This window comes from Rhizobium grahamii (assembly GCF_009498215.1).
Lineage (GTDB): Bacteria > Pseudomonadota > Alphaproteobacteria > Rhizobiales > Rhizobiaceae > Rhizobium > Rhizobium grahamii_A.
Genome location: NZ_CP043499.1, coordinates 1,403,956 through 1,424,184 on the forward strand (window position 1 = coordinate 1,403,956; position 20,229 = coordinate 1,424,184).

General features: G+C 59.4%; 22 protein-coding genes. 12 read left to right on the forward strand and 10 right to left on the reverse strand.

Annotated elements, in window-relative coordinates; genetic code table 11:
• Window positions 1–73 precede the first annotated feature (73 nt).
• From FZ934_RS25230 to FZ934_RS25255, 6 genes are all read left to right on the forward strand, one after another.
• Window positions 74–529 (forward strand): PTS sugar transporter subunit IIA, encoded by a 456-nt coding sequence (locus FZ934_RS25230; RefSeq protein WP_153273539.1) that lies wholly within the window; start codon window positions 74–76, stop codon window positions 527–529.
• A 180-nt stretch (window positions 530–709) separates the two neighbouring features.
• Window positions 710–1,735 (forward strand): sulfate ABC transporter substrate-binding protein, encoded by a 1,026-nt coding sequence (locus FZ934_RS25235; RefSeq protein ID WP_153273540.1) that lies wholly within the window; start codon window positions 710–712, stop codon window positions 1,733–1,735.
• Between the two features lie 8 nt (window positions 1,736–1,743).
• Window positions 1,744–2,601 (forward strand): sulfate ABC transporter permease subunit CysT, encoded by an 858-nt coding sequence (cysT, locus tag FZ934_RS25240; RefSeq protein WP_153273541.1) that lies wholly within the window; start codon window positions 1,744–1,746, stop codon window positions 2,599–2,601.
• Window positions 2,591–3,463, forward strand: coding sequence for a sulfate ABC transporter permease subunit CysW (gene cysW / locus FZ934_RS25245; RefSeq protein ID WP_153273542.1), 873 nt, complete (start codon window positions 2,591–2,593; stop codon window positions 3,461–3,463). The genes cysT and cysW overlap by 11 nt, the downstream gene beginning before the upstream one ends.
• 10 nt (window positions 3,464–3,473) lie before the next feature.
• The gene (locus tag FZ934_RS25250) at window positions 3,474–4,520 is read left to right on the forward strand and encodes a sulfate/molybdate ABC transporter ATP-binding protein (protein WP_113362624.1); all 1,047 of its coding nucleotides are present in this window, start codon (window positions 3,474–3,476) and stop codon (window positions 4,518–4,520) included.
• Between the two features lie 142 nt (window positions 4,521–4,662).
• Window positions 4,663–6,123 (forward strand): sensor domain-containing diguanylate cyclase, encoded by a 1,461-nt coding sequence (locus tag FZ934_RS25255; RefSeq protein ID WP_153273543.1) that lies wholly within the window; start codon window positions 4,663–4,665, stop codon window positions 6,121–6,123.
• 47 nt (window positions 6,124–6,170) lie between these two features.
• Here FZ934_RS25255 and FZ934_RS25260 read toward each other — a convergent pair whose 3' ends face one another.
• The 3 genes from FZ934_RS25260 to FZ934_RS25270 form a co-directional block, all read right to left on the reverse strand.
• Window positions 6,171–7,157 (reverse strand): alpha/beta hydrolase, encoded by a 987-nt coding sequence (locus FZ934_RS25260; RefSeq protein WP_153274035.1) that lies wholly within the window; start codon window positions 7,155–7,157, stop codon window positions 6,171–6,173.
• Window positions 7,158–7,309: 152 nt separating this feature from the next.
• Window positions 7,310–8,170, reverse strand: a complete 861-nt coding sequence (locus FZ934_RS25265; RefSeq protein WP_153273544.1) for an endonuclease/exonuclease/phosphatase family protein — start codon at window positions 8,168–8,170, stop codon at window positions 7,310–7,312.
• Between the two features lie 88 nt (window positions 8,171–8,258).
• Window positions 8,259–9,722: a phospholipase D-like domain-containing protein gene (locus tag FZ934_RS25270; RefSeq protein WP_153274036.1), complete on the reverse strand. Its 1,464-nt coding sequence runs from the start codon at window positions 9,720–9,722 to the stop codon at window positions 8,259–8,261.
• Between the two features lie 209 nt (window positions 9,723–9,931).
• Between FZ934_RS25270 and FZ934_RS25275 the strand changes: the two genes are divergently transcribed.
• The 5 genes from FZ934_RS25275 (at window position 9,932) to FZ934_RS25290 (ending at window position 12,713) form a co-directional block, all read left to right on the forward strand.
• Window positions 9,932–10,195, forward strand: a complete 264-nt coding sequence (locus FZ934_RS25275) for a DUF2934 domain-containing protein (protein WP_153273545.1) — start codon at window positions 9,932–9,934, stop codon at window positions 10,193–10,195.
• 288 nt (window positions 10,196–10,483) lie between these two features.
• The gene (locus FZ934_RS27915) at window positions 10,484–10,657 is read left to right on the forward strand and encodes a hypothetical protein (RefSeq protein WP_194273827.1); all 174 of its coding nucleotides are present in this window, start codon (window positions 10,484–10,486) and stop codon (window positions 10,655–10,657) included.
• Between the two features lie 80 nt (window positions 10,658–10,737).
• Entirely contained in the window at window positions 10,738–11,052 is a 315-nt protein-coding gene (locus FZ934_RS25280; RefSeq protein ID WP_153273546.1) for a plasmid stabilization protein, read from the forward strand.
• Window positions 11,053–11,093: 41 nt separating this feature from the next.
• On the forward strand, window positions 11,094–11,825 hold the full coding sequence (locus FZ934_RS25285; protein ID WP_153273547.1) for a glutathione S-transferase: 732 nt from the start codon (window positions 11,094–11,096) through the stop codon (window positions 11,823–11,825).
• 93 nt (window positions 11,826–11,918) lie between these two features.
• Complete coding sequence (locus FZ934_RS25290) at window positions 11,919–12,713, forward strand: SDR family NAD(P)-dependent oxidoreductase (RefSeq protein ID WP_153273548.1); 795 nt, start codon at window positions 11,919–11,921, stop codon at window positions 12,711–12,713.
• Between the two features lie 65 nt (window positions 12,714–12,778).
• Here FZ934_RS25290 and pcaF read toward each other — a convergent pair whose 3' ends face one another.
• The 3 genes from pcaF to FZ934_RS25305 are packed head-to-tail and all read right to left on the reverse strand — an operon-like array spanning window position 12,779 to window position 15,630.
• Window positions 12,779–13,984, reverse strand: a complete 1,206-nt coding sequence (gene pcaF, locus FZ934_RS25295) for a 3-oxoadipyl-CoA thiolase (RefSeq protein ID WP_153273549.1) — start codon at window positions 13,982–13,984, stop codon at window positions 12,779–12,781.
• 1 nt (window position 13,985) lies between these two features.
• Window positions 13,986–14,768: a CoA-transferase subunit beta gene (locus tag FZ934_RS25300; protein ID WP_153273550.1), complete on the reverse strand. Its 783-nt coding sequence runs from the start codon at window positions 14,766–14,768 to the stop codon at window positions 13,986–13,988.
• Window positions 14,769–14,778: 10 nt separating this feature from the next.
• The gene (locus FZ934_RS25305; protein ID WP_153273551.1) at window positions 14,779–15,630 is read right to left on the reverse strand and encodes a CoA transferase subunit A; all 852 of its coding nucleotides are present in this window, start codon (window positions 15,628–15,630) and stop codon (window positions 14,779–14,781) included.
• Window positions 15,631–16,067: 437 nt separating this feature from the next.
• Between FZ934_RS25305 and FZ934_RS25310 the strand changes: the two genes are divergently transcribed.
• Window positions 16,068–16,625: a hypothetical protein gene (locus tag FZ934_RS25310; RefSeq protein WP_153273552.1), complete on the forward strand. Its 558-nt coding sequence runs from the start codon at window positions 16,068–16,070 to the stop codon at window positions 16,623–16,625.
• Here FZ934_RS25310 and FZ934_RS25315 read toward each other — a convergent pair.
• The 4 genes from FZ934_RS25315 to FZ934_RS25330 all read right to left on the reverse strand — a co-directional run bounded on the left by FZ934_RS25315 (window position 16,606) and on the right by FZ934_RS25330 (window position 19,940).
• Window positions 16,606–17,748 carry a hypothetical protein gene (locus FZ934_RS25315; RefSeq protein WP_153273553.1) on the reverse strand — a complete coding sequence of 381 codons (1,143 nt, stop codon included), beginning with the start codon at window positions 17,746–17,748 and terminating at the stop codon, window positions 16,606–16,608. The two genes, FZ934_RS25310 and FZ934_RS25315, sit on opposite strands and share 20 nt — an antisense overlap.
• A 390-nt stretch (window positions 17,749–18,138) precedes the next feature.
• A complete protein-coding gene (locus FZ934_RS25320; RefSeq protein ID WP_246737941.1) occupies window positions 18,139–18,411 on the reverse strand; it encodes a hypothetical protein in 273 nt (90 codons plus the stop codon).
• 148 nt (window positions 18,412–18,559) lie between these two features.
• The gene (locus tag FZ934_RS25325) at window positions 18,560–19,336 is read right to left on the reverse strand and encodes a DUF1003 domain-containing protein (RefSeq protein ID WP_153273555.1); all 777 of its coding nucleotides are present in this window, start codon (window positions 19,334–19,336) and stop codon (window positions 18,560–18,562) included.
• Between the two features lie 247 nt (window positions 19,337–19,583).
• Window positions 19,584–19,940 (reverse strand): hypothetical protein, encoded by a 357-nt coding sequence (locus FZ934_RS25330; RefSeq protein WP_153273556.1) that lies wholly within the window; start codon window positions 19,938–19,940, stop codon window positions 19,584–19,586.
• Window positions 19,941–20,229: the final 289 nt, after the last annotated feature.

A 20,229-nucleotide genomic window follows, 5' to 3' on the forward strand; every position in this document is an offset into this window, starting at 1 on the left:
ACCCGAATTGAACATATGAACGGCGAGCGTCGCGCGAGCCATCGCGTGGCCAGCAGACAAGCAGAGAATTTCTATGGACTTCACGAAGATCATTCAGCCGGAACACGTGTTCATCGGCGTTTCCGTAACGACGAAGTGGCGTGGGCTGCAAGCGATCGCGGAAAAGGCGGCGCGTGCATTCGGGATCGAGGAGAAGGCGATCCTTCATGCCCTGGAAAGCCGCGAAAGCCTGGGCTCGACGGGCATCGGCAACGGCGTCGCCGTGCCGCATGCAGTCGTGGAGGGCATGACCCATCCTCGCGGACTGTTGCTGCGGTTTGCCAAGCCGGTGGACTTCGAAGCCGTCGACGACCTGCCGACCGACATCGCCTTTGCCCTTCTCTTCGGCGAGGCGCAGCGCGGCGAGTATCTGAACGCGCTCGCAGCAATTGCCCGCCAACTCCAGTCGCCAGGCATCCTGATGGCGATGCGCAAGGCAAAAACCTCGGAGGAACTCTACTCCGACTTTCTGGCCGACTCCCGGACCTGACAGCCCTCCCGCTCTCTTAGACACCTCCCGTGCAGTCATGAGAGATGCGAGCAAGTTCATTTCAAAAGCCGGCCCGAAATGGCACTCCATTCCGGCTGGCAGCCGCGGAACAGAAACAATCTTCGTTTCATTATACGACCAACTTGGTAGAGTTTGGCTCATGAACGAAGGAGGTTCCCGATGAAATCAGTACGGATTACGCGGCTTCTGGCAGCCGCGGTATTTGCAGGTAGCGTAGCAATCAGCGCTGTTGCGCCCGCATTCGCGGACCAGGCCCTCTTGAACGTTTCCTACGATCCGACGAGGGAACTCTACAAGGATTTCAACGCCGCATTCGCGAAGAAGTGGCAGGCGGACACGGGCGAAGCCGTTACGATCCAGGCGTCGCACGGCGGATCCGGCGCACAGGCCCGCTCGGTCATCGACGGACTTGAGGCCGACGTCGTTACCCTCGCTCTCGAAGGCGACATCGACGCGATCGCCAAGAAGACCGGCAAGATCCCGGCCGACTGGAAGACCAAGTTCCCGAACAATTCCACGCCCTACACCTCGACGATCGTGTTCCTTGTCCGCAAGGGCAACCCGAAGGGCATCAAGGACTGGGCCGATCTGGTGAAGGACGACGTTCAGGTCATCACCCCGAACCCGAAGACCTCGGGCGGCGCTCGTTGGAACTTCCTGGCTGCCTGGGCATGGGCCAAGCAGGCCAATGGCGGCGATGACGCCAAGGCGCAGGAATACGTTACGAAGCTGCTTCAGCACGTTCCGGTTCTCGATACCGGCGCGCGCGGCGCAACGACGACCTTCGTACAGCGTGGCCTCGGCGACGTGTTGCTTGCCTGGGAGAACGAAGCCTACCTCTCCCTCGAAGAACTCGGCCCTGATCAGTTCGAGATCGTAACGCCGAGCTTCTCGATCCGCGCGGATCCGCCGGTTGCGATCGTTGACGGCAACGTCGACAAGAAGGGCACGCGCAAGGTGGCCGAAGCCTACCTCAACTACCTCTACTCCGACGAAGGCCAGAAGATTGCTGCCAAGCACTTCTACCGTCCGATCAAGCCGGAAGCTGCCGATCCTGCAGATATCGCCCGCTTCCCGAAGCTGACGCTCGCAACGATCGACGACTTCGGTGGTTGGAAGGACGCTCAGCCGAAATTCTTCGGCGACGGCGGTGTATTTGACCAAATCTACAAGCCGGCCCAATAATACATCGCATGACAGCACATAGCCCCACACGGTGGCGGTTCAGGCGGCCGAGCGTCATTCCAGGATTTGGAATGGCGCTCGGCCTCACCTTGACCTGGCTCACCCTCTTGATCCTCATCCCGCTCTCTGGCCTTGCCTGGAGGTCGAGCGAGCTCGGCTGGGCCAGTTTCTGGGCCATCGCACTCGATGCGCGCACGCTGAACGCTTTGCGCATCAGCTTCGGAACTGCCTTTGCGGCCGCCTGTGTCAACGCCGTGTTCGGCATCGTGCTTGCGTGGGTACTCGTCCGCTATCGCTTCCCCGGCAAGCGCGTGATCGACGCAATGGTCGACCTACCCTTCGCTCTGCCGACTGCCGTCGCCGGTATTGCACTCGCCACCCTCTATGCGCCGAACGGCTGGGTCGGACAGTTTCTGACACCGCTCGGAATCAAGATCGCGTTTACGCCGCTCGGTATCGTCATCGCTCTCGTTTTCGTCGGCCTGCCCTTCGTGGTTCGAACGGTCCAGCCTGTGATGGAAGAGATCGACAAGGAAGTCGAAGAAGCCGCCGCCACGCTCGGCGCGACGCGCCTGCAGACGATCTTCCGTGTTCTGCTGCCGGGGCTTGCCCCCGCTGTATTGACCGGCTTTGCCCTCGCCTTCGCTCGCGGCGTCGGAGAGTACGGCTCGGTCATCTTCATCGCCGGCAACCTGCCGTTCAAATCGGAAATCGCGCCCCTGCTGATCGTGATCAAGCTCGAGGAATACAATTACGCAGCCGCGACAGGCATTGCCGCAGTCATGCTGGTGCTGTCGTTCGTGCTGCTGCTGGTGATCAACCTCATCCAGGGATGGAGCAGGCGGAGGTACGGTTATGGCGCTTGATGGCACCATCACGACAACAAAGGTTCGCTCCGTCGTCACCGAACATCGGGTGGCGCGCTGGACGCTGATCCTGGCGTCGCTCGTCTTCCTGACCTTGATCCTGCTTTTGCCGCTTGCGGCCGTCTTCGTCGAGGCGTTCCGAAAAGGCGGAGCTGCATTCTTCGAAGCGCTGCAGGACGCGGAAACCTTCTCCGCGATCAAGCTGACGCTGATCGTGGCGGGCATCAGCGTTCCGCTGAACCTGGTCTTCGGCGTTGCTGCCGCCTGGGCAATCGCCAAATTCGAGTTCAAGGGCAAGGCTTTCCTGACGACCCTTATCGATCTGCCGTTTTCGGTATCGCCTGTCATCGCCGGCCTGGTCTTCGTCCTGCTGTTCGGGGCCAATACCTATCTCGGCAGCTGGTTGAGCGCGCACGACATCAAGATCCTCTTCGCTGTCCCGGGCCTGATCCTCGCGACGATGTTCGTCACCTTTCCCTTCGTGGCACGGGAATTGATCCCGCTCATGCAGGAACAGGGAACGGGCGATGAAGAGGCCGCAATCTCGCTCGGCGCCAATGGTTGGCAGACGTTCTGGTATGTCACCCTTCCGAACATCAAATGGGGGCTGCTCTACGGCGTATTGCTGTGCAACGCCCGCGCAATGGGCGAGTTCGGCGCCGTATCTGTCGTCTCGGGTCATATCCGCGGACAGACCAATACGATGCCGCTGCAGGTCGAAATCCTTTATAACGAATACAATTTCACCGGTGCCTTCGCTGTTGCCACGTTGCTTGCCCTGCTTGCTTTGGTCACGCTCGTTTTGAAGACGCTCCTCGAAATGCGCTACAGCGAAGAAATCGCCGCAAGCCGGCGGCATTGAAGGAAATAGAATGGAAGTTCGCGTCCAAAACATACGCAAGGAATTCGAGCGTTTTCCGGCTCTTCACGATGTGTCGCTCGATATACGGTCTGGCGAGCTCATCGCTCTGCTCGGGCCATCCGGTTCTGGCAAGACGACGCTTCTGCGGTTGATCGCCGGCCTTGAGAGCCCGACCGATGGCAAGGTGTTCTTCGGCAACGAGGACGCCTCCAGAAAGACGGTACAGGAACGCAATATCGGCTTCGTCTTCCAGCACTATGCATTGTTCCGGCATATGACGGTTCTCGACAACGTCTCGTTCGGCCTCAAGGTGCGCCACGGAGCACGCCGGCCGCCGAAGGCGGAAATCCGTCGCCGCGCGCTCGAGCTGCTGGAACTTGTACAGCTTTCCGGTCTTGAGAAGCGCTATCCGACGCAGCTTTCGGGCGGCCAGCGTCAGCGCGTCGCGCTGGCGCGCGCCATGGCGGTCGAGCCGAACGTGCTGTTGCTCGACGAACCATTTGGCGCGCTCGACGCCCAGGTCCGCAAGGATCTACGCAAATGGCTGCGTGAGATCCACGATCGCACTGGCCACACGACTGTCTTCGTGACGCACGACCAGGATGAAGCGATGGAACTGGCGGATCGCGTCGTCGTCATGAGCCAGGGTGCGATCGAACAGGTCGGCACCCCTGACGATGTCTATGACAACCCGAATTCGCCTTTCGTGTTCGGTTTCGTCGGCCAGTCCAACTGTCTGCAGGTCCGGATTGCGGATGGCGAGATATGGTTCGAGGATCGCCCCCTCGGGTTGAAGGCCGAAGGCGAGCCCGATGGCGAGGCGCAGCTTTACTTCCGTCCGCATGACATTGAACTCAGGGACGGCTGCGGCGGCTGCATCGCTGGACTGATGACGAGCAGCAGGCGCGTGGCTGGTACCCGTCACATCGAACTGAACATCGGCAAGGACCATCCGCCGATCGAGCTGGAGCTTCCTCCTGCCCAGATCGACAGCCTCGACCGCAGCCGGATCGCTTTCCGGCCAACGCGCTGGAAGCTGTTTCGCACGGCATCGTGACGCAGCCAGACTGGCGGCACGGGCAATATCGTGCCGCCAACGTCAATCTATGGTTTACCAATCGCTAGTAAGAGTTGACGCAATCTCCCGATCAGGCGCGCGCCTCGACCGCGCTTGCGATTGACGCTCTAGCGGTGACCCCATGACAGCTGACTCGGCCGACACTGACGTTTTCGATCTGGCGCCAATCGCGATGTGGATCGAGGATTTCAGCGGGGTCAAAGCCCAGTTCGATGCCTGGCGTTCGGCCGGCGTCGAAGACATCCGCACATTCCTGCGGGAAGATCCGTCACGGGTCGCAACCTGCTCCGCTAAAATCCGGGTCCTGCGTGTCAACGCCAAGACGCTCGAGCTCTTCGAAGCCGAAGACATCGACCACCTGACGAGCAATCTCGGCAGGGTGTTTCGCGACGAGATGCTGGAAAGCCATGTCAACGAATTGGCGGCTCTCTGGGAAGGAAAGACGGAGTTCAGCGGCAGCGCCGTCAACTATTCCCTCTCCGGCCGACGGCTCGACATCCAGCTGCGCGGCGCGGTGCTTCCCGGACACGAGCAAACGCTGGCCCGGCTGCTTCTGACGACCGAAGATGTCAGCGACCGGGAGCAGGCGCGGAGGAACGAGCGCGAGAACCGTCAATATGCCGAAGGCATATTCGAGCACTCCCCCGTATCGCTCTGGGTCGAGGACTTCAGCCGTATCAAGACATTGCTGCAGGATGTACGCGATCGCGGCATCGTCGATTTTCGCGTGTTCACCGACGTCCACCCGGAATTCGTGCGGCAGTGCATGAGCGAGATCAAGGTGATCAACGTCAACCAGGCGACGCTCGATCTGTTCTGCGCGCCCGACCGCAAGACGCTTCTCCAAAGCCTGAACAGCATTTTCCGTGACGAGATGGAAAAGCATTTCCGCGAGCAGCTGATCGAGTTGTGGAACGGAAATCTGATGCACCAGCGCGAGGTCATCAACTATGCGCTCGACGGCTCCGAACGTTTCGTTCTGCTGCAATTCTCGGTTCTGCCGGGACGTGAGAAGGACTGGTCGCTGATCCAGGTGGCGCTCACCGACATTACGGCGCGCAAGAAGGCGGAAGCCTATCTGGAATATCTCGGCAAGCACGACGTGCTGACCAAGCTGCATAACCGCGCCTTCTATGTCGACGAGCTGAACCGGCTGGAGCGCAAGACATTACGGCCCGTATCGGCGATCATCATCGACCTCAACGGCCTCAAGGACGCCAACGACCAGCTTGGCCACGATGCCGGCGACGCACTTCTGCGGCGGCTCGGAGAGGTGCTGAACGGCGCTGTCTCGCTTCCCAACCACGCGGCCCGTATCGGCGGTGACGAATTTGCCGTTCTGATGCCCGGCGCGGATCGACAGGCCGCAGGCGCAATGATGGATACCATCAACGAGCTGCTGAAGATCAACAACCAGTTCTACTCGAATGCGCCGCTGAGCATATCCTTCGGCATCGCGACCAGCGATGTTGGCGAGACGATGGAAGCAACGGTTCGGCGGGCGGATCTTGCCATGTACGAGCAGAAGCGCGCTCACTACGCCGACAGCAAGCGCGGCTTGTCCCGCGTTCAGGCTATGTGACCTGAGGAGCGCCTGCGCGGCCGACGGCAGCCGAAACGTCGCTTAATTCACTCCTTCGGCCTGTCGGAGAAATGCTGCAGCGCGTATTCGGCTGCTTTCTGGTTGGACTGGCGGGCATCATCCAGCCAGAATGGGAAGAGCTGCCATTGGTGGGTCATTCCCGGCCATTGCTGCAAGGTAACGTCGACGCCGGCCTGCCGGGCTTTCTCCGCGTGCTGCAGCGTATCGCTTAGCAATGCGTCGTTCGAACCGACCTGAACCAGAAGCGGCGGAAAGCCCTTCATGTCGGCATAGAGTGGCGACACCCGCGGATCGCTGGGAGACCTTGCGCCGAGATAGGCCGCACGTGCGTCGTCCGACAGGAAGCTGGCAGTCAAGGGGTCGGAGGCGCCGTCCTGCTGGTCCTGCGGCAGCAAATTGACCACCGGGCTCATGGCGATGACGGCCGCAGGCAATGGCCCCCTCAAAGTGATCTGTCGCAACACGGCCTCGATCGCCAGGGTGGCGCCCGTCGAGTCGCCGGCGATGACCACGTTGTCGTTCTCGTACCCGGAATCCAGAAGCCACTGATAGGCCGTCAACGTATCATCGATCTGGGCGGGAAACGGATATTCCGGCGCAAGTCGATAGTCGATCAGGAGAACATCTGACGATGCCGCCTTTGCCAGCGAACCGGCGAGTGCCTGATGCGTCTCGGGTGAGCCGGCAAAGAAACCGCCGCCGTGAACGTAAAGGATCACGCGCTTGCCCATGGGGTGATGCAATCGCGCCGGCCAGATGAGTTCGGCATCCACACCACCCGCGTCCACCTGCCTGACCTGAATGCGTGACGCTTCCGGAGCCTGTTCCATCAGGTCATCGAACGCGAAGCGTCGCTGTTTCAGGCTCTTGGCGCCCGCATAGCCCGTCTGCAGCTTCTTCAGCAAATCGCCGACCTGCTGCTTCGAGGCATCGCTCTGCTGGGGCAGGTCAGTCGCATATGCGGTCGTGAGCCCGATGGCCGACGACAGGATCGCCGATGCGATCAACGCCATGACGCGTCGCACAAGCTCGTGCAGTTCCGGTTTTCCTGGCGCATGCGGCCTCGGCATGGTCGAGCCTCTCCAATGCTCAATCGAATGCCGCTGAAACTGCCATGTCCCGCTATGGAGTCAAGCGTCTGTCTTTGCTGCAGTTTGCTCTGCTATCATCGGGCATGGCCGGCTTTCGGGCGGGAGGCTTTGCCAACCACCTTCTCTTCCTCGCCGCTCAGGTTAACGACCGCCTTGATCGGCAGATGGTCGGAGGCAATGCGTGCCAAAGGCGTATCGTGCGCCTCGACGGTTGCTACCATACCCTTGCGATTTACCATGATCCGATCCAGCGCAAGAACGGGCAGACGTGCAGGAAAGCTTGGAACGGCGGCCGGTTGCGGTCCGAAGATGGACTGAAACGTATGCAGCGACGACCGGTCGCCGAGGCGCCATTCGTTCAGGTCTCCGAGCAGAATGGTCGGCGTGTCGGATTTCTGTCCCATCAGTTCAACGAGAACCTTGGCCTGCCGCGCCCTGGAATGTCGAAGCAAGCCGAAATGGGCGGCAATGATGCGCAGCGCGCCGCCTGCCTCCAGTTCAAGCTCGGCGACCAGCGCCCCGCGCGGCTCCAGGCCAGGCAAGTTGATCTGGTGGACGTCTCGCACGAGACCCTTCTTGAAGAGGACGACATTGCCATGCCAGCCATGGGCCTTGCTCATGCCGGTCACCGGGACCGGCAGCAGTCCGGTTTCCCTCTCCAGCCGGTTCAGATCGAGAATCCCGGTTCGCTCGCCGAAGCGCGTGTCCGCCTCCTGCAGCGCAATGACGTCGGCGTCGATCTCGTGGATTACGCGACTGGTTCGCTCGGGGTCAAAGCGCCGATCGTTGCCCACGCACTTGTGGACGTTATAGGACGCAATGAGAGTGCCTTGCACCCGCGGCGCCTTTTCCGGATGCAGCGTATCCAGCCGTTTCTTGCGGTTTCGGATCGAGGCAAGAATGCTGGCGGGGAGGCTATCGTTGCGGGCATGCATTGCAGTGATGAGGTTCCGTTGAACAGGGGCACCTATGGCAGTATAGGCGCCCTGCCGAAACTTGCCATGTCCGATCGCGGAAAAACTGTCACAGGTACGGTGATCCAAGCCACAAAATCTTATCCAGCAGCCGCACAGGAAACGGGCGGGATCGCAACCCGTTCAAGGTGACTGGTGACGCAGACTTGATCGCTTCGTCGATATGTTCGTCGATCTCATTGGCGAAGCCCTCATTGAGCACCTCCAGATCGATCTCGAAGTTCAGGCGCAGCGACCGCGGATCGAGGTTAGAGGATCCGACGTAGGACCAGACCCCGTCTATGGACAGCAGCTTCGAATGGCTGAAGGCACCGCTCGCCCGCCAGATGCGGCAGTAATTGGCGACGATCTGGTCGAACTGAGCGGTCATCGCTCGATCGACCAGCACCAGGTTATTGACCTGCGGGACGACGATATCGACCTCCACACCGCGGCGCGCCGCCGTTGCCAGCGCGCTGATCAGTTCGCGATCCGGCAGGAAGTAGGGTGACATGATCCTGATCGATTTGCGCGCGACCGAAAAAGCCCCCATCAGCATCTTGTGGTTTGTTTCGATGCTTCTGTCAGGTCCGGAGGCGACGGCGCGGATGAACACGGGATCGCCCACCGCCCGTTCTGGCGGCGCTATCCGCCACGCCTCAGTCGTCAGTTCCTCGCCGGTCGTGAAGCGCCAGTCTTCCGCGGCAACGTTGAAGATGTCCGCAACAACAGGCCCGGTCACCATGAAATGCGTGTCGCGCGCAAAACTGTCGCCCACGGTCTCCCGTGAGAAGCCTTCGCGAATGTTCATCCCACCCGTCAGCACGAGACCGCCGTCGACGACAAGTATCTTGCGGTGGGTGCGAAGGTTCGCATAGGGCAGCCGCAACCCCATGATGACGTTTCCGTTGAAGACCGCCACCTGCACGCCACCTTGATCGAGGTGGCCGAGAATGCTCGGCACCGAATAGCGCGCGCCCACCGCGTCGATCAACACGCGTACCTCGACGCCGCGCTTGGCCGCGGCAATCAAGGCGTCGGCAATGCGGAGCCCGATCCGGTCACGGTCGAATATGTAGGTTTCCAGGAGGATGGAGCGCTGGGCGGTGTCGATCGCCGACTGCATGGCGTTGTAGCAGTCGTCGCCGGTTTCCAGCATGTCGATGGTATTGCCGGTCGCGATCGGGTTGCGGGCAACGCGATCGCCGAGCGTCTGCAAGGCCGCGAACCGCCGGCCGAAGCCGCTGATGACGAGCTCGGCGTCCGCGTCGAAGCTCTCCAGTTCGTCCAGATCCGCCTCGGGTATCAGGGCGTCACGGCGCAGGCTGAGCGAGGCGCGACGAATACGATTTATACCGGCAATGGCATAGAAGACGGCGCCGACGATGGGCGACAGGAGAATGACCCCGACCCAGCCAAGTGCCGCGCGGACCTCCTCCTTGGTCATGGTGGCATGTATTGCTGCCGCCGCGCCCATGGCAATCGAAAGAACGAATAATATATGCGGCCAGTAGGTCGATATCATATAAAACATGCGCGAAATATAGCGGCTATCGCTCGCCATTCAATTGCATCAAAAGGACGGCTCCGGTTCAACCCGGGGACCGCACTCGAAACCCCTGATGTTGCGCCGCGCATATATTGCCGCAGTGCATCAAAAATAGCTTGAAAGAGGGTGATTCGTCTGGAACTCTGCCTTTAGTATCGCGTTAGACATTCGCATCCTTGGACGGGAGATCGGCGATGACGGAAACTCAGGAAGAGTGGATCAAAAAGCGCGCCTATGCGCTTTGGGAAGAAGAAGGTCGCCAAAGCGGCCGGGATCACATCCATTGGGAACAGGCCAAGCGGGAACGCGCGGCGCTTGAAGGGTCGGCCGCCTCGGTCGACGGCAAAGAAGTAAAAAATCGCGCCAAGCGCGCAACCAGCGCACCCAAATCCAACGGCTCTGCCAAGGGTGTTCCGAAGACCGAAGCGAAGCGCGCTTCGGTTCGAAAGTCCGCCTGACGCAGAAGATTTCTGTTCTGTTTCAAGGGCGCCTAGGGGCGCCCTTTCCTACCGCGTCACACGCCTGAAGCAATCGCTCTCTATCGTTGTGATCGGCGCGTTCATGACATGATTCCAACTCGCAGAAAATTCACCTCGGCTCGACCGCGGATGGAACAAAAATCGGGCTCGAATGTTTTCTGCGTGCATCGATGGAGGATCGTCATGAACAGAAGCTATTTTGACGCCATTCTGGTTTCCCTGATTGTCGCAGGGTGCTACCTGTTCATCGCCCCTGTGTGAGATGTAATGTACCTCGTGGTTTTCGCCGCAATCTCCTATCTCATCCTCGCCATGATCCTCGTGATCGCGGTCGACAACATGGTCGGCCTTTTCTTCCGGGAAACCAGCCAGATTTCGGCGCAGCGCCTGTCTACGCTCGCGCGTGTCATTGCCGTATCCCGCAAATATTACCGCCGCTAGATCGCGCCCTCGTCGTGCTGAGGCTCGGAACCTTTCGCGCACCTCATCATTGACCTTCTTTCAAACGAAAGGAGATCGACATGCATAGAGGCGACAAATCCGCTTACACGGACAAGCAGAAACGAAAAGCCGAGCATATCGAGGAGGGCTACGAGGATCGGGGCGTTTCCACCAAGGAGGCCGAGCGCCGCGCCTGGGCGACGGTCAACAAGGAAAGCGGCGGCGGCAACAAGTCCGGATCCGGCAGAGGCAAGGCCGATACGCACGAGTCCTCCGAAAAGGGCGGGCGAAAAGGCGGGGCTGCGTCGGCAGCGCGTCCGGCAGCCGAGCGTTCCGCGTCCGCAAAGAAGGCAGCGGCCACGCGCAAGCGCAATGAGCAGCATACGCATCATTGATTGCGGGTGATAAGCGACCATGAGCATCGGGAGGGATATCGATGGCCTACGAGCTGTATTATTGGGACGGCATCCAGGGGCGTGGCGAGTTCGTTCGTCTGGCGCTTGAAGAGGCCGGGGCCGAATATATCGACGTCGCCAGGCAATCGGGCCACGCCATGGGCACCGGCGCCATGCTGGAGCTTATGAAAAGCAAGCACGAGCCGCATATCCCGTTTGCGCCGCCCTTTCTGAAGGACGGCGACCTCATCGTATCGCACGTCGCCAATATTCTCTTTTACCTCGGTCCGAAGCTCGGTCTTGCGCCGCCGGACGAAAAGCTGCGCTATGTGGCCAACGGCTTGCAACTGACGATCACCGACCTTGTCGCCGAGGTGCACGACACACACCATCCGATCGCGACGTCGCTCTATTACGCGGACCAGAAGGACGAAGCGAAAGCCCGCTCCGCAGCCTTCATCAAGGAACGCATCCCGAAATTCCTTGGCTATTTCGAGCAGGTGCTGCAGCAGAACCCCGGCGGCCCCACCCATATTGTCGGCGATAAGCTTAGCCACGTTGATCTGTCGCTGTTTCAGGTGATCGAAGGTCTGCGCTATGCCTTTCCGAAAGCGATGAAGACCTACATGAGCAACTATCCGGGGCTAACGGCGCTGCGCGATACCGTCGGCAAGCGCCCGAACATCGCCGCCTATCTGCGCTCTGATCGCCGCCTCGCCTTCAACGAGGACGGCATCTTCCGCCACTACCCGGAACTTGATCTCGCGCCATAGCGGATATCCATTGCCGCGTGTCGATGGTGACTGATAAGGTCCCGCCAACTCGCCCTTACCCATCCCAACACATTCCTGGAGGCTATCGCTGCCATGGCAAATCTTGCTCAATTGCTCGCATCCATCAAGATCCCGGATCTCGCCGGCAAGTCGGTGCTGATAACAGGCGCCTCGACCGGCATCGGAGCGGCGCTTGCCCGCGCCTTTGCCGCGCAGGAGATGAAAGTCGGCATTCACTACAATGCGAGCCGGGAGCCTGCCGAGGCTTTAGCAGAAGAGATCCGCGCTGCCGGTGGCACCGTGCACCTCATTCACGGCGACGTTTCGAAGGAGGGCGAGACGGAACGGGTGGTCGAGGAAACCGCCAGAACCTTCGGGCATCTCGACGGCCTGATCAACAACGCCGGCGGCATGCTCGGCCGCAAGCCGACCGCTGAATATACCGACGAGCATTACCTGAAGGTCATGGATTTGAATGCACGCTCGGTGCTCGCCGCGACGCGCGCGGCCCATCCATGGCTGAAGAAGCAGGGCGGCTTCATCATCAACACAACGTCGATTGCCGCGCGCAACGGCGGCGGCAATGGCGCGGTTCTTTATGCGGCATCAAAGGGCTTCGTCTCGACGATCACGCGCGGTCAGGCCAAGGAGTTCGTTCCGGATCGCATCCGCGTCAACGCGGTGGCGCCCGGGGTCATCGGCACCCCGTTCCACGAGCGCTACACCAACGACGAGCAGATGGAACTCCAGCGTAAATCCATCCCGATGGGCTTCGTCGGAACGCCGGAGGATTGTGTCGGCGCCTATCTCTTCCTTGCGTCTCCAACGCTATCAGGCTACGTCACCGGCCAGATCATCGAGGTCAATGGCGGCCAGTTGATGCCATAGAGGCAAGCTTCTTTACGGGAAACGGCGCGGATCATCTCCGCGCCGTTTTCATTTGGCATTGCAAATCATACGCGCTCGAGCGCGACGGCAATCCCCTGGCCGACGCCGATGCACATGGTCGACAGCGAGTACCGCCCGCCGGTTTCCCGCAGCTCCAAGGCCGCCGTGCCGGCAATGCGCGCACCGGACATGCCGAGCGGATGACCAAGCGCGATCGCGCCACCGTTGCGGTTCACGCGGCTATCGTCGTCGGCGATACCGAGTTCGCGCAAAACGGCGAGGCCCTGAGAAGCGAAGGCTTCGTTGAGTTCGATGACGTCGAACTGATCGTGTGTCATCCCCAGGCGAGCCATCAGCTTGCGCGATGCCGGAACCGGGCCGATGCCCATGATCCGCGGCGGTACGCCGGCCGCCGCCCCGCCCAGAATCCGAGCGATCGGTGTCAGCCCGTATTTCTTGGCGGCAGCCTCGCTGGCGATGATGAGCGCAGCGGCGCCATCGTTCACACCGGAAGCATTGCCAGCAGTCACAGTGCCACCCTCTTTCTTGAAGGGCGTGGAGAGCTTCGCGAGCGCTTCCATCGTGGTTGCGCGCGGATGCTCATCCTTGTCCACGACGACAGGATCGCCCTTGCGCTGAGGAATGGTGACGGACGTGATTTCCTTCGCCAGCCGACCGTTGCTCTGCGCTGCGGCTGCCTTCACCTGGCTTCGAACGGCAAACGCATCCTGATCTTCCCGAGAGACCTTGTAGTCTGCGGCGACGTTCTCGCCCGTCTCCGGCATCGAATCGACGCCGTACTGCTTCTTCATCAGCGGATTGATGAAACGCCAACCGATGGTCGTGTCGTAGATTTCGGCGTTGCGCGAGAAGGCCGTCTCCGCCTTCGGCATGACGAAAGGCGCGCGCGACATGCTCTCGACGCCGCCGGCAATCATCAAATCGGCCTCGCCGGCCCGGATGGCGCGTGCCGCCGCAATTACAGCATCCATACCGGAGCCGCACAGGCGGTTGATCGTCGTGCCGGATACGGAGACCGGCAGGCCGGAGAGCAGCGCAGACATGCGGGCGACGTTGCGGTTGTCTTCGCCGGCCTGGTTGGCGCAGCCGAAGATCACGTCGTCGACCGCTTCCCAATCGACATTGCCGTTTCGCTCGATCAATGCCTTCAGCGGCACTGCGCCGAGGTCATCGGCGCGAACGCCAGACAGCGAGCCGCCGAAGCGGCCAATCGGCGTGCGGATATAGTCACAGATGAAAGCGTCAGCCATTTCAAGCGGCCTCCTTGTTGCCCTGATGGGCCTTCTTCGTGCGCGCGTTGATGTCGCGCAGCGTCGCAAGCTCCGTTTCGGTCGGAGCCGGCGTTTCGATCACATGGTCGGCGAACTTGATCGCCCAACCGCAGTTTTCGACAATCTGCTCGCGGCTGACGCCATGATGGATCGAAACGACCGTCAGCTCCTTCGTGACGGGATCAGGCTCGAGGATGCAGAGATCGGTGATAACCCGCGTCGGCCCCTTCGTTTTCATGCCGAGGCGCTCGCGATGATTGCCGCCTTCGCCGTGGCCCATGGAGGTGATGAACGGCAGCTTTTCGACGAAGCCGCGCTTGGAGAGCGCCATGGTGATGAAGATCTGACCGCAATTGCTGGCAATCTCCGGTGCCCCGCCGCCACCCGGCAGACGAACCTTCGGATGATCGTAAGGACCGACGACAGTCGTGTTCAGATTGGCGAACTTGTCGATCTGGGCGCCACCGAGGAAGCCGGTGGTGATGCGGCCGCCCTGCAGCCAGTAGCGGAACATTTCCGGCACCGAGACGGTAAACAGAGCCGTGTCGCAAAGTTCACCGTCGCCGATCGAAAGCGGCAGCACATCGGGCTTCGTGCCGACAGTGCCGCTTTCATAGATCAGCGTAATGTCCGGCGCATGGGTGAGCCGCGCGACGTTGCAGGCCGCCGACGGCGCGCCGATGCCGACGAAGCAGACATCGTCGTTGGTCAGGGCGCGCGAGGCTGCGATGGTCATCATTTCTGTCGGGGTAAAATCGCTCATCTCAGCCTCCTCACGCAGCCTGCTTCTTGGCATGCTTGGCGAAGTCTTCCGGCCCCGCATTCATGATGTTTTCGTCCACCCACTTCAGGAAGCTGTCGCGATCACGGGCGATCTCGTCCCAGGCGATGTAGAAGGCATTCGAGCGCGGATAGTAACCCTGCGCATATGATGGGAATGCGCCGCCTGGAACCGCGGCCACCGCAGTCACGGCCCAGCTCGGAAGCACAACGGAATTCGGAGATGGCGGAGCGAGTTCGTCGACAATCTCCTCGACCGTGACGATCGACCGCTTGGCTGCAAGAACCGCCTCCTTCTGGACGCCGACAATGCCTTCCAGCAGCACGTTGCCCGTGCGATCGGCACGCAGCGCGTGAATGATCGTGACATCCGGCCGAATGGCCGGAACGGCTGCCAGCACTTCCCCGGTGAAGGGACATGTCACCGACTTGATATTCGGGTTCACCTTCGGAAGATCGGCGCCGATGTAGCCGCGCAATGCCGCGAACGGCAGGTTGGCGGCGCCGGCCTCATAGGCGTTGGCCATGGCGGCATGGCTGTGTTCCTCGATCTCCAGCGGTCGAGGCCACTGGTTTTCCACGGCGTCACGGAAGCGATGCAACGAGCCGACACCGGGATTGCCGCCCCAGGAGAATTTCATGCCACGGGCGGCACCTACCCCGATCAGCTGATCGTAGAGGATATCCGGGGTCATGCGGATCAGGAAGAGATCCTTCTTGCCCTGACGGATCACTTCGTGACCGGCGGCATAAGGAATGAGATGGGTGAAGCCTTCCATGGCGACCGTGTCGCCATCTCTGACGTTTTCGGCGACGGCTTCCTTCAACGATACGATCTTCGCCATATGGCCTCCCGCAATCTGCTGTCGAATGCGCGCCAATAAGCGCCTCCAGGGGCGTATCGTCAAATATTTTGTGCGTTATTTGATATTTGTTCTTATACCGCACACATCCTGTAGATGTATGCGCTGCGGTTGGTTGGGTTGACAGCGAAATCTTCACCCGCAATGGGATTGCGCAAAAAGGCCCAACCAGTGAATGCAGTATGGGTAAGATGGAGAATTTCAATCTCCCGACAGACAGGAATGCCGCAGGGACCTTTGCATGGGGGTTCAAACATACCAGGCTCAACCTGGGCTCGACCACGGGCTGCGCTCTATCTCCGAATACTCAACCAGAAGCTTGCGCTTTTGTGCGCTTTAGATCCCTTCACCATATCGTTTAAGTTGATATTGGTCTTTGCCGTTTATCGAAACCATTGGATTTGCCAATAGGAGTTACAATGCCGTTTGCTAAGTTATTTATCTCTTCCGCTCTGGCCATTTGCATTGCAGCCGCTTCGGCCCCAGCTGCTGAAGAGAAAAAGCCGAGCAGGACTTTTGGCTCGACAGGAATTATCGCCGAAGCCGTAAGCGCTTCAGCGTCGAAAAAGGCCAGCAACCTCGTTGTAACCGTCGTGCTCACCAATACCTCCACAGTCGCTAAACAGCTCTACATTGCTGATGACCCGACCGTCGTAGATAACCGTGGCCACAGCTTTTCGGCGAATCGAAATATGAACGGTGTGATTGGCGGACTGTACATCTGCGAGGACAACGCTCGCTGCCTCGACAGTCAGAAAACGCAGACGGAAAATAATGCTACAATCGTTGATCCCAATACCTCGGTCACATTGACGATTGCCTTCAACTATCCTGCGGGTGCAGATACCGAAGTTGGAGACGAGGTCTCCGTCGGTCTCCTGATCCACGTGCGAAGCGATTCGGCGGAAGGCGATCCAGGCGCGAAGTGGAAAACAGTTTCCCTTGGCGTGCCGAACATCAGCCTGCGCGGTGCCTGACGACATTGGTATCCATATAGGGTCGCACCTGCATTATCTGAGAAGCAATTTCGTCATAAAGCCGGGCAAGAGCGTGCTCGCGGTCGCCCGGCTCCTCGAATGTCAGATCTAGATCCGGTAGTGACAGCGGTATCGAGGGGCGTCCAAGCCAACTCCAAGTCAGTTGTATGCCGGCCTTGGCTTCGACCATCATCCCATCATCACCACTAGGAATGACGCTGACTTTCAAAAGTCTCGCCCTGACAATTAGCGTAGGGCTGGCTTCACCAACAGAGTACCCAGTTTCCCGGAATACCCGCGAAAGCCTTTGAGCCATTGCCTTGTCGTATTGATCGTCGCCGGCAACAAATGCGAGAGGAACAGATTTGGCTGACGATGACGACAAACCAAAGTGGGATATAAGGCTAATATCCAGAGCGGTTCTCAAGTTGTCTACGACCGCAAGCGTAGATTTTGATCGTGAGATCGGTCCGTCGTCAACCTTGCGAAGAAGTCCACGGATAACGTCTGGATCGATGGGCTGGACCGGATCGAAGTCTTTTTGAGCTTTGAGCAGTAGCCCATCAATAGGCAACGAAACCGGACTTAAGGGATCTGTGGTGGTGGCTTCTGGATGTGCTTCTCCGCTGTGAAAATAAGCGAGCAAATCGGCCGGAAGGGCGGCAATAGGCACGATCAGGGTTTTAAGCGTAGCCAGTGCGAGCGGCGTCGTCACTATCAGGATTACAACTGCTTTGACGAATATCACATGAGTGTGCGAACCAGGAAACCTAGCAGCGACTTCCTTAGCTTTCACCCATCCACCACCCGCCATTTCGAGAAGCCCGTCTGCCGATCTCAGAACCGCTTTGAACGCTGCGAAAATGGATGAGATCATCATTTGGAAATAAAGGCCGTCGGTGCTCGATGCCCGTGACCATATTCGGCGATCATCAACAAATGGTTCAACGAAGCCAGACAGGAAAGATGACAAGGTCACTGCGCCAGGCACTGCCGGTGCATTTTCGGAATCTGAGCGGCTCGCGAAGTTACAAAATCGCTCTATCGACGACAGGTTGGAAGATGCCAGCCGACAGCGATATTCCGGCGAGCGGTGGCAAAACAAGCTGGCGAGCAGCTTCATCAATCATCTGCGAGTAGGCCACTCTTCGAAAGGAGACGAACACCCTCTTTGTTTGCGCCGATCTCGAGACAAATTTGATCTCAAAGACCCATCGACGTCCGACCGGACTTTGCGCCCGCAAGACGTCGTCGACGCTGCGCGCGGCGCGTCAACCGGTTGCTCGCTAGCCAGCATTTAGAGCTGAGTAACGGCTCAACCCATAGACAGGATCGAACGCGTCATCGCTTTGAGCGCACTCGGCAGGTCCCTGGTGATCGAGGGACTTCCGTCACGGAGCAGTGATCAAGACAGATCGGCTAGCATCGAGTGATCGGTCCGGGGCTCCATATCTAACCCTCGAACCGACAAGCCGGAAGAACCCGTAGCAAACCGCAAGGGGTTCCGACGTGGCTACTTGATGTAGAACGTCATGCTTCCGTCGGCGGCTTGTTCCGCGTTCACAACAGTCCGGACGTCGACGCCGCGTTTGTTCAACCGCCTGACGAGCTGCCTGTTGGAGTTGATCGACGCCTGAATGTGCCTGATCGCGGAAGGCGTCCGCTGCTCCACCGAAACCGGACCATCTGCCCGATCCGACTGGTGTCGCCAATTGTGAACGTAGGAAATGTCAAAATTGCCGCCGAAGCTGCGCAATGTCCTTTCGAGCGCCGGACTCGTATTCATGTAGAGGCTATCCGCACTGGCTAGGTCTGCACCGGCTAGGAGCAAAATGGCAGCAACGGCGGCGGAACCAAGGATCTTTCTCATAGGGCAAGCCTTTCTGTTGATGGAAACTGTTGTCTTCGGCTATCGCGCAGATCTGCTCGAAGGATCATGATCTGCGATCAACGGCCGGTAGTACCTCTGTCGTCGTGTCGGCCGAGCGATCGGCACGGCTTCTCCTGGGACTTGCGCTCACCTGTTCGATCCCGGCATTTTCAAGCGCGAGCTTGCCGATATGGCGCTGCAGTTCTTCGATGCGCTGCCATTGCCGTTCGATAAGGCGATCCATTTTTTCGTGCAGATTGCGGATTTCGAGTTCCGCTTTCAGATTGACCTTGTAGTCATTCGTCGCGCGCAGGCGGTCTTTCGCCTCCTGCCTCCTTTGGCTCATCATGATAACCGGAGCCTGGAAGGCGGCCAGGCTCGACAGGATCAAGTTGAGAAGGACATAAGGGTACGCGTCGAACGCTTCCGTCTTGCCAAGCGTCGCATTCAGAACCATCCAGCCGACGAGAAAGCTCGCGAAGCCGATAATGAAAGTCCAGCTGCCACCGGAGCGTGCCACCACGTCCGCGACGCGCCCGCCAACTCCCTCATTGTCTTCATATTCGGAATCGGTATTCTCGGCCAAAGTGTCCTGGGAGACGATGCTGTCGGCGACTTCCGTCTCGTCCGACGTCAGCTCGCCTTTGTCGTCTTTCAGAAGATCGATGACATATTGGCGTCGAAGGTCCTCGATCGCATTTCGATCGATGCAGTCATCAGGCTTCAGTGTCGGGTATTGAGCGCGGAGATAGTCTGCCAGTGCCGGACGTAGATCTGCTATGCGGCAAGCATCCGCTGCTTCCAGAGGTACACCGGTAATCGCATCAATCGGGATGGTCATTGCGTCTGACTTGCTCGAGCTGAGCTTCCGTTGCCGCTTATGGGTTTCCGCGGCATTCCCGCTTGGAGCGCCTAGCTTTGTGGGATACCCGCTCACGTTCGAACGCCTCCTGATTGGATACTACGGGGAATGAATGCCGCCGTGCCAGGCTCGAGACAATTCCGACGGGAATTGTTCAGCGCGCACTTTTCGGCAAACTCATCAAGCGACTGGTCCGGCTCTCTTGCAGCCGGACCAGTCGATTTTTTTAGCGGATCCAGAAGGTCATGCTGCCGTCGGCGGCCTGCTCGACGTTGACCACGTTGTCGACGGCGATGCCCTTGGAGGCAAGCTTTTCGGAAAGCGGCTTGTTGGACTTGATGGCAGCCTGGATGTGCTGGACACCTTCGTCAGTGCGCGGTGCCGCGGTATCCTGCGCGTCCGGCTGATCCTTCTGGTTCTGATAGTCGTTGATATACTTGACGTTGAAGCCCTGGTCGAAGGTCGCCAGTGTCTTTTCGATCTGCGGACCATCATTCATCGTGAGGCTGTCGGCGTAGCTGGCGCTCGCGAAAGCAAGCGTGGAGAAAGCGGCAGCGATTGCGAAGCTTGAAATGCGGTTCATGGTTTTATCCTTTCGATCAAGGGCGCTGCGGGTTTCCGCCAGCGCTGCAAACAACGATATTTGTTCAGTCGACCGCTTTGTGTGCGGCTCGTAAAACCTATGATCCGGACGAGAGCGCCGAAATCATACTCAGGTGTTCTCGCGCCTATCCTTTGGTTTGGGGAGTTCATTTTCAGCGGTCTATTCAGCCGGCGACGACGCGGCATTGGATCGGCCTCGTCGCTGTTGGGGAAGGAGCCAGATCGGCCGGACCAGGGAATGCCCACTGACGAGTAAACCAATGGGTAGT